14 protein-coding genes are annotated in these 16,153 nt (G+C 42.1%); 3 read left to right on the top strand and 11 right to left on the bottom strand.

The window, feature by feature from the left end; genetic code table 11:
• Window positions 1-26: 26 nt before the first annotated feature.
• The 5 genes from C9414_RS13150 to C9414_RS13130 form a co-directional block, all read right to left on the bottom strand.
• Window positions 27-944, bottom strand: coding sequence for an AEC family transporter (locus tag C9414_RS13150; protein ID WP_039177433.1), 918 nt, complete (start codon window positions 942-944; stop codon window positions 27-29).
• A gap of 284 nt (window positions 945-1,228) precedes the next feature.
• Entirely contained in the window at window positions 1,229-1,645 is a 417-nt protein-coding gene (locus C9414_RS13145) for a VOC family protein (RefSeq protein WP_047202910.1), read from the bottom strand.
• 230 nt (window positions 1,646-1,875) lie between these two features.
• Entirely contained in the window at window positions 1,876-3,414 is a 1,539-nt protein-coding gene (locus C9414_RS13140; protein ID WP_012009394.1) for a bifunctional GNAT family N-acetyltransferase/carbon-nitrogen hydrolase family protein, read from the bottom strand.
• Window positions 3,415-3,429: 15 nt separating this feature from the next.
• On the bottom strand, window positions 3,430-4,095 hold the full coding sequence (locus C9414_RS13135) for an HAD family hydrolase (RefSeq protein WP_039177430.1): 666 nt from the start codon (window positions 4,093-4,095) through the stop codon (window positions 3,430-3,432).
• Between the two features lie 310 nt (window positions 4,096-4,405).
• Entirely contained in the window at window positions 4,406-4,753 is a 348-nt protein-coding gene (locus C9414_RS13130; protein ID WP_047202867.1) for a DUF5365 family protein, read from the bottom strand.
• A 109-nt stretch (window positions 4,754-4,862) separates the two neighbouring features.
• On the opposite strand from C9414_RS13130, the gene C9414_RS13125 reads away from it, so the two are divergent.
• Window positions 4,863-5,771: an RluA family pseudouridine synthase gene (locus C9414_RS13125; RefSeq protein WP_107163799.1), complete on the top strand. Its 909-nt coding sequence runs from the start codon at window positions 4,863-4,865 to the stop codon at window positions 5,769-5,771.
• A 36-nt stretch (window positions 5,772-5,807) separates the two neighbouring features.
• Here the strand turns inward: C9414_RS13125 and C9414_RS13120 are convergent, their stop codons facing one another.
• The 3 genes from C9414_RS13120 to C9414_RS13110 form a co-directional block, all read right to left on the bottom strand.
• Complete coding sequence (locus C9414_RS13120) at window positions 5,808-6,374, bottom strand: class D sortase (RefSeq protein ID WP_075611082.1); 567 nt, start codon at window positions 6,372-6,374, stop codon at window positions 5,808-5,810.
• Between the two features lie 46 nt (window positions 6,375-6,420).
• A complete protein-coding gene (locus tag C9414_RS13115) occupies window positions 6,421-9,324 on the bottom strand; it encodes a 5'-nucleotidase C-terminal domain-containing protein (protein ID WP_107163798.1) in 2,904 nt (967 codons plus the stop codon).
• 87 nt (window positions 9,325-9,411) lie between these two features.
• On the bottom strand, window positions 9,412-12,792 hold the full coding sequence (locus C9414_RS13110; RefSeq protein ID WP_107163797.1) for a CheR family methyltransferase: 3,381 nt from the start codon (window positions 12,790-12,792) through the stop codon (window positions 9,412-9,414).
• A 144-nt stretch (window positions 12,793-12,936) separates the two neighbouring features.
• On the opposite strand from C9414_RS13110, the gene C9414_RS13105 reads away from it, so the two are divergent.
• A complete protein-coding gene (locus C9414_RS13105; RefSeq protein WP_047202862.1) occupies window positions 12,937-13,581 on the top strand; it encodes a spore coat protein in 645 nt (214 codons plus the stop codon).
• Window positions 13,582-13,606: 25 nt separating this feature from the next.
• Here C9414_RS13105 and C9414_RS13100 read toward each other — a convergent pair whose 3' ends face one another.
• Together C9414_RS13100 and C9414_RS13095 are read right to left on the bottom strand one after the other, a co-directional pair.
• Window positions 13,607-14,482, bottom strand: a complete 876-nt coding sequence (locus C9414_RS13100; protein ID WP_107163885.1) for a hypothetical protein — start codon at window positions 14,480-14,482, stop codon at window positions 13,607-13,609.
• 156 nt (window positions 14,483-14,638) lie between these two features.
• Complete coding sequence (locus C9414_RS13095; protein WP_047202861.1) at window positions 14,639-15,145, bottom strand: YhcN/YlaJ family sporulation lipoprotein; 507 nt, start codon at window positions 15,143-15,145, stop codon at window positions 14,639-14,641.
• A gap of 151 nt (window positions 15,146-15,296) precedes the next feature.
• Between C9414_RS13095 and C9414_RS13090 the strand changes: the two genes are divergently transcribed.
• Window positions 15,297-15,695 (top strand): hypothetical protein, encoded by a 399-nt coding sequence (locus C9414_RS13090; RefSeq protein ID WP_047202860.1) that lies wholly within the window; start codon window positions 15,297-15,299, stop codon window positions 15,693-15,695.
• A gap of 34 nt (window positions 15,696-15,729) precedes the next feature.
• Here the strand turns inward: C9414_RS13090 and C9414_RS13085 are convergent, their stop codons facing one another.
• On the bottom strand, window positions 15,730-16,110 hold the full coding sequence (locus tag C9414_RS13085) for a hypothetical protein (protein WP_047202859.1): 381 nt from the start codon (window positions 16,108-16,110) through the stop codon (window positions 15,730-15,732).
• Window positions 16,111-16,153 lie beyond the last annotated feature (43 nt).

Below are 16,153 nucleotides of genomic sequence, written 5' to 3'. Positions count from 1 at the left end.
TCCCCCTTTGTTTTGCCGCCTATCCCCTATCCCAGAGGGTGCATAGATAAAATCCATAATAAAACTGGTAATGTCACGATGCTTAAAACGGTACTGAGAAATGTCGTGCTTGAGACAAATTCAGGCTTCGTTCGAAATTGTACAGCCATGAGCGTAGTATTTGCTGCTGTCGGCATGGCTGCAACTAAGATCATAATTTGTTTCACTAGATCATCTACCGGTAAAATAAGTGTAAAGCCAAATGCGATGAGTGGTGAGATAAACAGCTTCAGCAATACAGCATAAGAAATGTTGCGATAATCCACTTGCTTAAAAGAAATGACGGCGAGCTGCATACCTAAAATAAGCATAATCGTCGGTATGGCGGCATCTCCCACAAGCTGGACACCCGTCATCACCTCTTTAGGTAGTGAAAGATCCATTAGCTGAAATAATAGACCGAGGAGTGCCCCATATGCAACCGGCATACGCAGCACTTTTTTCAGCACGACCTTTCCATCCCCTGCATCCTCTCCGCCCTTTGCTGCATAATACATACCGATCGTACTCATGACAAGCTGCTGAAGCACCATTAAAACGATGGCAATATCTAAACCAGCTGCTCCGAAGACAAGCAGGACAACAGGCGTGCCGTAATTCCCATTGTTCATAAATGCTGACGACAGAATCATAGCACAATACATTTCCTTCGAATAACCATAAATACGAGATAAAATAAAGACACATAAAACAAGTGAAAGACAAAGTCCGACGACAAAAATAGATAGGTACACATAGTCCATCGACACTTTGTTTTGATAAAAGGTTTCAAACGCAAGAAATGGTGACATTAAATATAAAGACATTGATGAGAGCGTATGTATGTCAAAACCAATGGCCTTCTGCCCAATATACCCGATAAGGAAAATACCGAACACTGGCAGTAAGACAAGTAAAAACTCCATGCTGCACCTACTTTTCTCTAGATGAATTCCTATTTTTTGTTTCCTCATAATCATACCACTGTTAAACAATAAAAAAGAAGCACCCTTATGATAGGCCGCTTCTGATTATTGACAAAGGGCTAAAATGTTCTTTATTTTAGCCCTTTGTCTTCTTTTCAGCGTGATTGAAAACCTTTGCAGTCTAGAAAGGACGAGTACCGAAGCGGAGCGAATTTGACATTCGTGAGCATCGGAGCGCAGGCCTGACACCGAATGCGAGGGTTTGTCTACACGCTGAAGCGCCCTTATGAAAGGCTGCTTCTCTCCTCATCCAAATAGAACACTTCCCACAAATGACCATCAAGATCCTGAAAGCTCCAACCGTACATGAACCCATGATCCTGCTTTTCCTTAAACGGTGACCCGCCTGCTGCCATCGCCTGCTCCACCAGCTCATCGACCTCTTTTCGTGAATCAACCCGCATAGAGACAATGACCTCTGAACCCTGCCTTGCATCCACCAATTGTTTCTCTGAAATGGTTTGAAAATGCTTATGGGTTAACAGCATGACCGTAATGGTGTCACCAATGACCAAACAAGCTGCCTGATCATTCGTCAGCTGCTCTTGAAAGTCAAAACCCAGCTGCTCAAAAAAAGCCTTTGATTCCTTGACATGCTTTACCGGTAAATTGATATACAAATGTTTAGCTTGTCGCCCCATTTTCCTCTCCTTTTTGAACACATGATCTCGTTTCAGTATATTCAGATTTTTCTCCAGCATCCCTTTATCACATGAAAAAATAAGCTCTCCTCCTTCTTCAGCTTATTTTTTCAATACATATATGATGAATCTTGAACAGGTAGCAGCGAAAGCCTTAGCTCGTCCAGCTGCTATGTCATTTTAAAAAATGTCATAAAAAAGAAGCGCCTTGTGGTAGGCGCTTCCTTTCATTATTTCTTATATTCAATATGGTACACATCTCTTCTTCGGTCTTTGAGCTGACGTACCGTTCCATCTTGCCGCTGTCTTCTTAAAATTTCTAAATCGACATCGCCAACGACAACCATTTCTATATTCGGATTACACTCTCCTACAATCCCATCTCTTGCAAATTCAAAGTCAGATGGGGCAAAAATCGCTGATTGTGCATATTGGACATCCATATTTTCGGTTTGCGGAAGGTTTCCGACAGTTCCAGAGATGACGGTATAAATCTGGTTTTCAACCGCTCTAGCCTGTGCACAATAACGCACTCTTAAATAGCCTTGACGGTCTTCTGTACAGAACGGAGTAAAAATAATTTTTGCTCCTTTATCAGCTGCAATCCGAGCCAGTTCAGGAAATTCAATATCGTAGCAAATTTGGATCGCAATTTTACCACAGTCCGTATCAAATACCCGAACCTGATCACCTGCTGAAATCCCCCACCATTTTCTTTCATTCGGTGTGATATGGAGCTTATATTGCTTTTCAATCGTTCCATCACGTCTAAATAAATACGCGATATTGTAGATTTTCCCTTCCTCTTCAACGAAATGGGATCCACCAATGATATTAATGTTGTACTTCACAGAAAGGTCTGTGAACAAATTAATGTAGTCCTCGGTATATTCCGTGATACGCTGCACTGCAAGACTTGGGGAGCGCTCCTCTAAATAAGACATGAGCTGCGTTGTAAAAATTTCTGGGAATACGGCAAAGTCAGCTGACGCATCTGATGCGACATCAACATAATACTCCACCTGATTCATAAATTCCTCAAAGGAATGAATTTGTTTCATCGCATATTGAATGACGCAAATACGTACTGGGAACGCCGATTTATAATATCTTTTTGATTGCGGACGATAATCGACGTTGTTCCATTCCATTAGCGTCGCGTATGTGCTGGATGCCTTATCATCCGGCAAATAATTCGGATTAATCCGCATCAGGCTGAATTCATTTAACAGCTGAAAAGATAAAACAGGATCATAAATTTGGTGAAGCATGACCTGCTCCACATATTGACGAGGCGTCATTTCCTCTTGGTATTTATGATAATTCGGGATGCGTCCCCCAATAATGATACTTTTCAAATTTAATCTTCTTGCTAAGTCTTTTCTTGCTTCATATAAACGATGGCCAATTTTCATGCGGCGGTACTCAGGACTAACCATAACCTCAATTCCGTACATATTCATCCCATCTGGATTATGGTTTGTAATGTACCCATCATCTGTGATGTCCTGCCAAGTATGACGGTCATCGTATTCATCAAAGTTAATTAATAAACTTGAACAAGAGCCAATGATTTCTCCCTCAAATTCAGCACAAAACTGCCCTTCTGGGAAATGTTCAAGATGGCTTTCAAGATGCTCTCGTTTCCAAGGGTCCATGCCCGGAAAGCATACCTCTTGTAAGGCAATGATTCGGTCAATATCTTCTTCCCGGATATTACGGATCACCATTCTTTTTTCAAACCGCGTTAAATCGAGTTTTTCTGCCATGATGTTTTTGCCCCCTTACTGATCCTCTTTTTCAAGCTGATGGAATAGCTGGAGCAATTCGATTTCAGCCATGGATTCTAATCTCACATCGTATTCTTCAAATTGCAGCGTGCTCGTCACTTTATTTGGGACGATGACGCATTTCATGCCTGCCCGTTTGGCAGCCACTGATCCATTCACTGAATCCTCAAAAGCCACACAATCCTTTGGCTCTACACCTAAGCAGCTTGCGGTTTGCAAATAAAGCTCTGGATGAGGTTTGACTTCTTCCACATCATCTGACGTACGGATACATTCAAAGTAATCAAAAAGACCAATTTGCTTCAGGTGATCAGACACCCATTTATAGTCTGAGCTGGAAGCAAGTCCAATCTTGATCCCAAGCTCCTTCGCTGCCTGTAAATAAGCTTCTACGCCAGGTCGTGCTGATTCATCCTTTATTCTCTTTTGAAAACGAGAACGCCGGTCCGCTGTGAGTGCCTCATGATCGAGCGTCTTTCCTAGCTGTTTTTCCAAGTATTCAAACGGCTTAAAGCCTGCCTGCGTCCCGATGACGTTGCCCCAAACGGAAAGAGGCAGCTCTGACTCATGCTCCGCAAACATTTCTTGTAATACTTCATATTCATGTGTTTCTGTATCTAAAATTAATCCGTCAAAATCAAATATAATCGCCTTTACCAACGAGGCCACTCCCTTTTTTTACGAAAGTCTTTAATATGATACTCAATGCTATCATATCGTGAATAAAATTGACTTTCAAAGATGAATGTCTGCTAAAATAATTATGTATAAAAGGAGCCTGTACCATTTTGTCAGGCTCCTACCCGTGTTCGGTTCATTCTGCAAGAGGTCCAAGCGCTCCGATTCGTGGAGAAATAGGCAATGTTGAAAAAGAGCGGGTTTGGTATTACAGATCTAAAGGTTTCTCCGTTCCCTTAAAAATAGTATGTGCGGCAGCCTTGTAAGTTAACAAGGAAGTTCACACCAACTTTTACGCATTTTGAAGGCGGCGGCTGGCAAAATCGTCTAAATCAAACGGAAAAGAAAAGCCGCATGCATTGACCTGCTCACGGTTTCGCTCGAATAGCTCACGATCACACTTTGTAATATGGCGTTTAGGTTTTACAATAATGGTATGTAATAGCTGAAGTCCCGATAAAATACGAAAAGCATCGTCCATCGTTCCGTTATAAACCCCTTCAACAAAGGTTAGCGGGCGTTCTTTTTGACGCGCAGCTGGGTCTTCATCGACAGGATGGGATAGAAGATCTTCAACATCCTTTGATATTTCTTCAATTGCCTGCTCCTGCAGGTCTGTAGCAGCTTTCATTAATCTCACGTGACATCTACCTCTCTGTCGTTATTTCTCCATTCAGAATAGCACAGAAAAAAAGGCGTTCGCCAAGGTAAGTGTTTCCTATATATACCCAAAGAGAGGAACGGATATCATGAACATTAAAGGACACACGCTCTCGCTAAAAGCAGGCGAGCAGCATCATGACATTTCACTGAGTCAGTTTTTAAAAACAACCGTGTCGGCCTCAAAACCGATTATCCATTTTTGGATGGAGCACCAAAAAATACGTTTAAATCAAAAGCCTGCCCATCACGCGGCAAAGGTTAGTACAGGCGATCACATCTTGATCGATTTATTTGAAACGGAAGAGAGTGATGTAACGCCAGAATATGGTGAATTAGAGGTGCTTTTTGAGGACGAGCACTTATTGATTGTGCAAAAGCCCGCTGGACGACCAACGCACCCAAATGAAAAGGGACAAACGGGCACACTGGCAAACCTTGTGGCCTTTCATTTTCAAGCAAATGGCGAGGAAAAGCGAGTGAGACATATTCACAGACTCGATCAAGACACAAGCGGCACGGTCATTTTTGCTAAACACAGGTTAGCTCATGCTGTGCTTGATCAAATGCTTTCTAAAAAAACGATTCGTAGAACATACATCGCCATCGCAGAAGGACTTTTCAAGAAAAAGAAAGGCACTATCGATGCAGCGATCGGCCGTGACAAGCATCATGCCGTCAGACGAAGAATCTCTCCTACTGGTCAAAGTGCTGTCACTCACTTTCAGGTCATGGACAGTAATAAACGTCTGCAAATGACAGCCGTCAAGCTGCAACTAGAGACTGGAAGAACACATCAAATTCGAGTCCATCTTAGCAGTCTCGGGCACCCTTTAGCCGGAGATACACTTTATGGCGGAGCTCGTCATCATATCAACAGATGCGCTCTCCATGCCAAACAAGTAGACATGACACATCCTTTTACAGGTGAGCACCTGAGCATAGAAGCACCGCTTCCTCTAGATATGTCCCAGCTCATGGACGAAATCATCCATTAAAAAAGAGCCTGCATTTGAACAGCAGGCTCTTTTTGTTTAGACAGATGCTCTTTTTGCATAAATAATATACCGCTCTGGTGCATTGCCGACGAAATGAAATGGATAGCATGTCGTTAACACCAGCTCTTCCTTTTTATTCTGCAAAGTAATAATGGAAGTATCATGCTGATCCACGATTTTCGTATGTGTGATTTCATAAACAAACTCACCATACGGCACAGTGATTTTCAGCTGATCCCCAATATTCAGTTCACCTGTTCGGCGAAACACCGTGTCACGATGGCCAGATAGGACGATTTGTCCCTTCTGATCTGGGTAATAACTGCCTTTGTAATGCCCGACTCCTTTGGCAAGATCATCCGCATCTGTCCCTTCGACAATGGGAAGGTCTGCTTTTAATTTCGGAATCGTCAGGATGCCAGAGGCTTTCCCCACACCAGGAGAAAACTGCTTCTTTGACATCCCTTGATCGTCCGCTACCGCTTTCTTTGCATCTTCTAATGATTGTGCCGTTTGAAGGTGCGTAGAGGCGATTTGCCAAATTCCCCAGCCGAGCAAGACAATTCCTGCTGTCATCACAGTAAGTGCAAGCCACTTTTTCATGCTTAAACTCCTTTACCTGTTACATTTCTCTTAGATGATACGGTCTTTAGCTTGCTGCTTTTTCTTCTTGTTTTGCTTTTTGAATGCGTCCCTCTTTTTGATACACAATGGAAGCTCCTTCAAAGCTCTTCACAAAAGCGACAGTGGCTTCTAAATCCTCTGGACCTGTTTCAGGATTTTTCCCCAGCCGTCCTATCGGTGCATATTTACTGCCAGTTGCAGTTGCCATAAAATTATTCACCGTGAGTGTATACGTTTGATCGAGCGCAACGGCTGAACCATCTGGAAGCTTTAAGTCGACTACTTTATATGTTACCGGATCATAGGAATATGAAAAGCCCGAAATGCTATAATCTGGTCCAAATTGAGGAGAAATTTGCGCTTCAATGATCTCAGCCAAGTCTTTCCCCTTAATCTCAAGTTTAACTAAAACGTTGCCAAAGGGCTGAATATTAAACAGATCTCCCCACGTAATCGGCCCTTTTTCAAGGTTTTGCCTGATCCCGCCGCCATTCATCATGGCAAAATCACTTTTCATAGAATATCTCATACCATCGGCAATCAAATTACCGAGCGGCGTGTCTCCATCATTTGAATAGCCGCCTTCCATTTTGACACCAGCTTCTCCAACTACCTCAATAATAATCGGCTCAACTTCTTTCCCGTAATGAGCCAAGATGCCGGCTGCTTCCTTGTCCTTTTCAATACCAGACTGGTCAACATACTGGATATTCGCACTCTTTTTGACAATATTCTTTGTTTTGCGGTCAAGTGTTACATTGACTTCGCCAATGGCCTTCCCATATTCAAAGGCTTGAACAATTAATTTCCCATTGACCTCTCCGTTTACGACTTCGTGATTATGCCCTGCAAAGATGACATCAATTTCATCATCGCCTTCTTTGGCAAGCTTCGCACTCTCTCCAGTGATGGTATCTCCATTTTGCGAGGCTGTCATATGAGCTAAAACCGCAATGGCCTTGATCCCTTTTTGTTTTAATTCCTTCGCGGCTTCATTTACTGCTTTAACTTCATCTGTAAACTGAATGTCTTTAATTCCTTCTGGCATGACCATTCCTGCGGCTGATTTTGTCACAACACCGATAAATGCTACAGGGATTCCTTCGACATCCATTATTTCATATGCAGGTAAAAGTGGTTTACCTGTATCCTTGTATTCACAGTTTGCACAAACGAGCGGAAAATTCTGTCCGTCATATCCCTTTGTGCCTTTAGGATGTTCTCCGCCATTTATGATCCGTAATAGCTCGTCCACCCCTTCATCAAATTCATGGTTGCCGACCGTGCCAACATCAAAGCCAATGTTCTCCATGAGTTCAACCGTTGGTTCATCTTGCAGAAGAGAAGATATTGGAGAGCTGCCGCCAATCATATCTCCAGCATGGACTGTGATCGTATTTTTGTTTGCTGCTTGTTTTTGTTTCATATAAGCCGCCACATAATCCATCCGTCCGTACGTTCCTTTATTGCCATCACCTTTCAGATCCAGTTCGTATTGTTGATCAATTTTCCCGTGTAAATCATTCATGCTTAAAATGGTTAATGGGACTTCCCCAGTTCCTTCTTCCGGCTGATAGCCAGCCTGTTCTGCTTCTTCTTTTGAAGCAAAAAAGATGCGTTTATCTACAGCGATTTCTTTCCAGCTGTCAGGCGATACGTACGTTTTCGCTGATGAATCACCGACGTAGCGTGTCAGTCCTTTTTTCTGTTCACGTGCTCTAAATTCAAACGGCTGTTCCAGCAGCGGATCTGCTTCATTCCAAATGCCAAGCCCTTTTTCTTTCGCCTCTTTGACAGCTTTTTGGAACGTCTGATAGTCCTTTTCAACTCCAACCGGCCAGATGAAATACGTAGGAGCATATCCTTTTTTCACAAGCTCTAAATTCGTATTGACCCCTTTTTTGGTTTTCACTTGAGCTAAAAGACGTCCATAGCCGTCCTTCGCTTCTGGACCAATCTTTAATGTGACTTTATCTCCGCTTGAAAGAAGTGTGTTTAAATAGTCCGCCGCCTTCTGTCCAAAACGCAGCTGATTTTGATCTAATTCATTTTTGGGCTTATGGTACGTTTCCGGCGTGTCCATATTCACAAAGCGCACCTTTGTTGTACCAAGCACAGGCTTCTTTAAATGAATCGTATCTCCATCCACCACCCGGTCAACCGTTGCCTCGTATTCTTTCTTGATTTTTGGCGGCTTTGGCTGGCGTTTCAGCAGGCTGACATCACCCTTGTGTCGTGGAAGCACCTGCAGCGTATCATACCTGCTTAACACTCCTGTAAACTCATACCATTTCCCTGTCTTCACTTCATCAATGGCACTTGTATCCACCATCACTCTAAGGGTGGTGCTGTGATATTTTTTATCAATGATCACCACATTGTATCCACCGCCAGCCGGCTGCTCTGGTTTTGATTCAACATAGCCCTTGACCTTCACAAGTTTTCCTTCATGTTTACGTGCCTGATCCGTTTCTAGTTGTTTCACGGAGACTCGCTTCGGCTTTGGCAAGGCTTGATTCACACCATCGATCTTCAGGCGGTCTCGATCCGGCACAATTTCAATCAGTCCTTTATAAGACGTGATCTTCCCCGATACTGTCACCTTCATGCCCGCTTTTAGTTCTGGGAAGTTGTCAGGCTGTGCTGAATATATATTGATTCCAGCTGATTTGTCTTGAATGTACGTTGACAGTTTCCCATTGCCTATAGCAGATTGATCTGCTGTCACAATTCCGCTCACTGTCACTGTCTCTCCGATTAGCTGACGGGCTTTCTTGATTTTCATTGGCTTCTTTTGGTTCCATACCGTTTCCTTCTTTTCAGACGCACTGGCTTGTTCTGCTGTGATCACGCCAGGCAGTAAAGTTTGCAGACTAAAGATCACCAAAACCAAACAGCAGATCATTCGAATGGATCGAACACGTTTCATTAGACCTCTCCCCTTCCGAGCTTCATCTCTCATAGTGTACTAAGTAAATATTGATGGTAGATGGATTTCTTGTAAATCTTATGTCTGCTAGCTCATTGGAAACGTAATAATCACCCGTGTCCCCTCAAAGCTTTTGCTTTCAAAACGAATGCTGCCGCCATGGCTTTCAATGATTTTAATCGTCATCATTAAACCAAGGCCAGTCCCTTTTTCCTTCGTTGTATAAAAAGGTTCACCCAGTTTCCCTATTTCGTCTTCTGGTATGCCCTTACCTTGGTCTTCAAAGATCAGCATCATCTGATTATGTTCCAATACGGATGTGACCTGAATAACACCTGTCACACCATCCATCGCTTCAATACCGTTTTTAAGAATGTTTAAGAAAACTTGTTTCAGCTCATTCGGTATACCTTGAATGTTTGGCAGCGACGGAGACAAATTCTTTTGAATAGACACGCCTTTTAAAACCGCCTGTGATTCAACGACCATGATCACTTCTTCGAGCAGAAGATTGACTTGTACCGGCTCAAATTTCACCGATTTGCTTCTAGAGAGCACAAGGAATTCATTAATAATGGCTTCAAGTCGATTAAATTCAGACATCATCACATCTGCATAATCCTTCTGATATTTCTTACTTTGAATCATCAGCTGTAAAAATCCCTTTAACGACGTCAGCGGGTTCCTTATCTCATGGGCGATGCCGGCTGCAAGCTGACCTACTGCGGAAAGCATCTCTGACTTCATCAGCATCTTCTCTGACTGCTTTTGATTCGTAATGTCCTCTGAAATCCGCATCACGGTAGACTGCATTTTGTCAGGATCATCAATTCGATGTAAAGAGACCCTCTCCCATCGTTCACGACCTGATAAATCCTGAAAGTACAGCTCACCTGTCCAGCTGCCTTCTTTTAAACAAACGTCCCATTGCTTTTCTAAATCATCACATTGACACAGCGAATGATAGACAGAAAAGATATCTTTGCCGATCAGGTCATATTCATGCTGCTGCACAAACTGGCAAAAACGCTGATTCACGCATTGGATGACCCCTTCCTCAGTTGCAACAACAATATGGATATGGCTATTATCCAGTGCTGTTACCGCTAGATGAAGTGACTGTTTCATTTTTGTCATTTCCGTCATTTTAATCCACGTCATCACCGCTCCCTCATGATCTTGGTCAAGGATAGGTGTGATGTGAACGGTGAATTGTTCTCCTTCATTCGTTTCAATTTCTCGTTCGATGACGCGCTTGTCCGAGATAACGGATTGTATGTCATGATAGAGCGTTTCCTGCGTAAGTTTCTTAGCCATCGATTGAAAGGATTGCTGGTGCCTTATTTGAGCTGAAGTAAATAAAGAGGCAGCTGTAGGAGTGTAGTAGCGAATATTCATGTCTCGGTCCACAAACAACGTCGTAAGCTCCGGCTTGACAGAAGGTCTATACAGTTCTTCCCTTGTTACCCTTAAGTTGTTTATGATATTAATAAAATGATCGTGTTTTTTCTCAAGCTCCGCTATTTGCGTGTTTTTCGCTTTTAATTGAGCCCTTGCCTCCTGCTCTTTTTGTTTGACTTCATTTAGTTCATTTTCTAAGTCGACAATACGCTGTTGATAGACTGAATTCTGATCTGGCATCCCATTTTCCCTGCTGTTCTTTTGATTTTTCCCTCTCTCATTCATTCGAATGAGAATGACGTATACTCCTTTAAAACGGCGATCAAAACTCTTTACAGTAAAATCCGCATACTGCTTTTTTCCTTTTTCCGAAATGAGAACATGCTGAAACACAACCTCTGTCTCGTCAGTCCACACCTTTTGAAAGGTTTGGCTTAACATCTCTTTCAAATATTCAGGTGTTACATATTCACATGATTGATCTGACACTTCTACATGGTCTAAGAAGGAATAGGCCCCATTTGACATCGCCAGGATTTTGTTACAATCATTAATGACTATACATGCATCATAATCCTCGCTTACATCCTTCATATATTGTGCAGCTCGCTTTTTTAACTCGGCATCACGAGCGTCATGTACCCAAGGGACACTAGGTGCAGGAACGTTGGAATAGGTGTAAATGTTCCACTTCTCATTGAACAATTGAAACAATCGAGGGATATTGGAGATCGTTTCATTTGGCCCTAAAATCAACACTCCTTGATCTTTTAAAGCATATTGGAATCGGGATAATACTCGTTTTTGCACTTCTGGCTCAAAGTACATCAGAACATTTCGGCAACTGATAAAATCGAGGTGGATAAAAGGTGAATCAATCAATAAATTGTGAGGAGCAAAAACAATATGTTTTCTAAGCGACTGCTTCACAATAAAAGCGTCACCTTTCTTTTCGAAATATCGCGCCCGCCATTTTTCCGGTATGCTTGCCATAGATTCTCTCGAATAAAGACCTTTACTAGCTATTTGAATGGCTTTTCGGTTGATATCTGTCGCAAAGACTTGAAGTTCAATGGACACATCTCTTCGCTTCATTTCTTCTAAAAATAAAATTGTAAAAGAATAAGCTTCTTCCCCTGTCGAACATCCCGCAATCCAAATTCGGCATCGAGATTTCCCGTTGTTCATTGAATGGTCAATGATTGACGGTATCACCTTCTGTTCACATACTCGCAAAGCCTCCGTATCTCTAAAGAAAGTAGTCGTGCCGCTTAGGAGCTGAGCGTGCAGGCGATCAAGCTCATCTGGTTCTCTTTCTAATAAACGATCGTACTCTGATAATAATGACATCGGCTCGTTTGCAGTGCGCATACGCTTTTGAATGACAGAAAGCAGCCTTTTCTTCTCATAGGCTGAAAAGGCAATCCCTTTATACATTTCAAGACGTTCAATGATTCTTAGTAAAGCTGGATCCATCTCATCAGTATGCGGAACATTGATGATATTGGTCATATATGCCGCAAGGGTGGCTGGATTTTTGAATGTGTGATGATACATACTGTCAAAACCACTCTCTACCTCACTGCACGATAAGGCTGTACCGCCTTGCTCAACCAACTGCAGCAATCCACTCCCCACACAATGGCCTTTTTGAAAGAAGATCGCAAACGCCTCTTCCTTTTGAACACTGGCAAGTGACTTAAAAAGCGAGTTGACAGAGCATGTCTTGTTTGTTGGCAGCTGCTCAGACACATGAAGCCGGTGATCTTCCGTTAACGTCACTGCTGCATGCTGCGGACAAAAATAGATCGTCTTCTTCATGACTTTCTCACCATGTATAATCGTTTTTGCCCGGTAGCCAATCGGTAAAACAAGTGCTTCCAAATCTGTTATACAATCGCCTGTCACATGATTTTGCACAACAATAAAAGAGGCATTTAATTCATGTGGTAATGATTGAAAAAAAGCCTCAAGATGATGCTGTTCAAACGGCGAAACACCGATGCCGATCACTGGTGTCTGCACATGTTCGTCTTCTATCAAACGATTAATGATTTTGTCCTGCATCTGGTACCCCCATGTTCATTCGTCTGATACTTTTTTTCGACAAAAAGAAAGAAAACCCTCTAATTGTAAATAATGTTTTTTGCATGAAAACGTGAAAACATCCTCACATTAAAACAGATTGTATAAACAGAAGGAGGAATTTCAATGCAAAACGATCAGCAGCCAATGTTTCAAGGAAGCGCTCAGCAGCCTGAACTCAACCATGGCGGGCATGAGTTATTCGATTTACATGAAATTTTAGCCGGCACGATTAATATTTTGGATCAATATATGATCTTCCGGCAATTTATTCAAGATCCTGCATTATCCGACATCCTGGATCGACAATATCAATTCGTTTTATCCCAGTACAATGTCACTGTAGATTGTTTTTCTACCGGTCAAAAGCCTAGTGAAGAAACCGCTACTTATATGATGAAAGAACACACACAAGTGACATACGGAATCAAACCTTCTCAGCCGAAGAAGCCGAATCAGTCATTACAGGATGTAAAAGACTTAGGCATCACAGGACACATGCTCAGCCTAGTCAAATCACACGCTGGGTTACTTTCAATGTCAGCATTAGAAGTAACAAACCCTGTTGTCAGACGTGTGCTTGCTGCGCAGATTCCGAACTTTATCGAAATGGCGTATGAAATTTTCTTGTATCAAAACAAGCATGGCTACTATCAAGTTCCTCAGCTTTCCAAACAAGACATGACAGCCATGACGTCAGCTTTTGCACCGCTTCAGGGGCAGGTTCAAATGCCTCCTAGCAAGGCCGATCAACAAAAGCCTCTTCATTAAAAAAACGGCTGACCCCCTTCTTTGGTCAGCCGTTTTTTCTTTGATACATGACTTTAAACTGATCTTCAAAATCTGTGAGCCTCTTCCCCGTCGCCTGTTCAAAGCCGCTAGCAAATTGGCCCGTTTTCGCAGTTTCCTCTATGATTTCATGTATGACGTCTCGTCCGTAAAGCTGCACCAGCTCATAGATCATATAATAGCTTTGTAAATAGACATCTGTCTCATACGTCACACGGGAATTCTGCCAGTCTTGATCAGAATGAAGAGATTGAAAAGGAATCACGTCGAAGCGTTCAGACGTAGCATTTAACACGTCATAGGCCGTCCATTCTGCTGTTCCTTCGTGGAACCAAAGCGGAAACATTCCTGGAGACACTTCATATGAATGGACCTTTTCATAGAAAACAAAATGAGCATACTCATGAATAAACAACGTATTGAAAAAGTATAAAGGCAGTGTCTCTTTCTTCAATAATGCTTCCCGTTTATCTGGATATAAGCCAATCATTTGATCATGATCAGAGTAAAATCCGGTAATATGCTTGATCCCCGCCATTTGTTCGATCGACTCTTTATCATCAAAATAGATAACGTCTAAAGGTCTGTCAGCTTCAAATTGAAACACTGACGCTGTCCTTTTCTCTGCCTGTTTCATGGCCTCTATTGTCAGATCAACAAAAGCTTCCTCTTCCTCTGCATAGTAGATTCGAATATGTTCATAGACTTGCTTATTGAGTCCCTCCGTTATAATCGATTTAGGAGAAGACTGCTGCTCTAAATATTGTCCTGTCAGCTGAAACGCAACATAAATCAAGTACGCGGTGAAAGCATAAAAAATCAGACCTGCTGCAATCATTCCGCCTACAAGTTTTTTATGAATCAATGACGGCTTGGCTTTCATTTGCTCCCCACCTGAATTCATCCTGCACCCTCTTTCTCTTTCTATGAAGAAACAAAGATCAACAAGAGGTGATATATTTTTTACTTTATGCAGTCAGGTGCGCGAGGTGCGGTTCCAAACAAAAAAGCCGCATATGACATACGGCTTTTGTCGTAGCTATTTTGATTCAGGGAAGACACGTCTAACCGTTTCAGTAAATTCATCGAAGAATCCTGAAATTGGCTCTCCGCTTTTAATACGTTTTCCGTAACCTTTCATACGATCGACAAAGTCTGGATTAGCAGATACATACACGTTGTCGATTTGTTGATCCGTTGATTTGACTTTGTCTGAAATTTTCTTTTTCAGATCGTCCGTTACATCACCGCTTTTATTGCCTTCAAGTACAACGGCAACAAATGCGTTTTTTCCTGTGACAAGCACGTTCGCTGTTTTCACTTCAGGCATATTCGCTACAAGTTCTGACGCCTTATCTGCCACTTTGACCTTCTGAGGTGTTTGAACATCTGGCTGATCCTGTCTCATGTTGTCATTCTTATATGTGACATTTTCATATTGCCTTTTCATTGTTCCTCTACGCTCATCGCCTTGATTGTTCATTCCACACCCAGCGGTGATTAATGTTGGCACGAGCAGTAAAGATAGCATCCATTTCTTATTCATCAATTATTCCCTCCTTTTGCTCATAGGTTTTTCATCCAGTCGGCTTTTTATGCACACATCCTCTGTTTTCGTAAAATGAATTCATAATTCAGCTGGGTTTGGTCATCCTAAACATGATGAAGAATCATCACGACCAAATGGAGGGATTCGTTTGTTTAAAAAAAGAAAAGGTATGAGCACTGGCGCAATGATCGCAGTATCAACAGCTATCATTGCATTATTCTCCCCGGTTTTACGAAGAAGGCTGAAAAGCATGACACAAATGAATATGTCTTCAATGATGAAAGGCGCAAGCCATCAGGACCAAAACTCATCTCGCCATGAGTCCCACTCACATAAAGAATCAAAAGGAACAGGTGAAGTTGGACAAATGATCAAGCAAGCATTCACAGCTGTCCAGCCAAATCAAACAAACCAGCACCAATCACCAACAAGAACCCATCAGCCAAGAGAGTCTTATGCGCAATCTCTTCACATTGATGAAAATGTGATGAATGTGATGGATGATGAATCAATCCAGCAAGTTATCAATGACATCGAACACAAATAATAAAACAGGAGCCTTCATAAAGAGAGGCTCCTGTTTATTCTCCAGAAAAATGTTCTTTGACCATGATACAAAAGGAAGGTAAAAATGAGATTTCGATTGTTGTGAGGAAGTCGTCATGATGCTCTAATATCAGCAAAAGCTCCTTTTCTTCCTTTCGATCTTTTTTTATCTCTACATGCTGCACAGTTTTAAAATCATATATGCCTAAAACGGATTCGGTCTTTTTTCGAACGACCTTTAAGGTAAATTCCCGCATAGCAAGCGACATGTCCACAACAAATCGCTCCTCCTGATTCTCGAATCGAAACGTCAAATCTTGATATTCAACCGGCATTTCTTTTTCAAATCCGGCATCTGGCATTTTTTCAAAAAAAGAAAGCCAGTCCGTTTGATCTGGAAAGCGTTTTCCTCGCATATTCTTCAATTCCTCATCATTAAAATTTTTATTAATTATCCTT

The sequence above is a fragment of the Bacillus sp. Nf3 genome (assembly GCF_003028545.1).
Lineage (GTDB): Bacteria > Bacillota > Bacilli > Bacillales > Bacillaceae > Bacillus > Bacillus safensis.
Note: the sequence above shows the minus strand (reverse complement) of the source record. Positions and strands in the feature narration are given on the sequence as shown.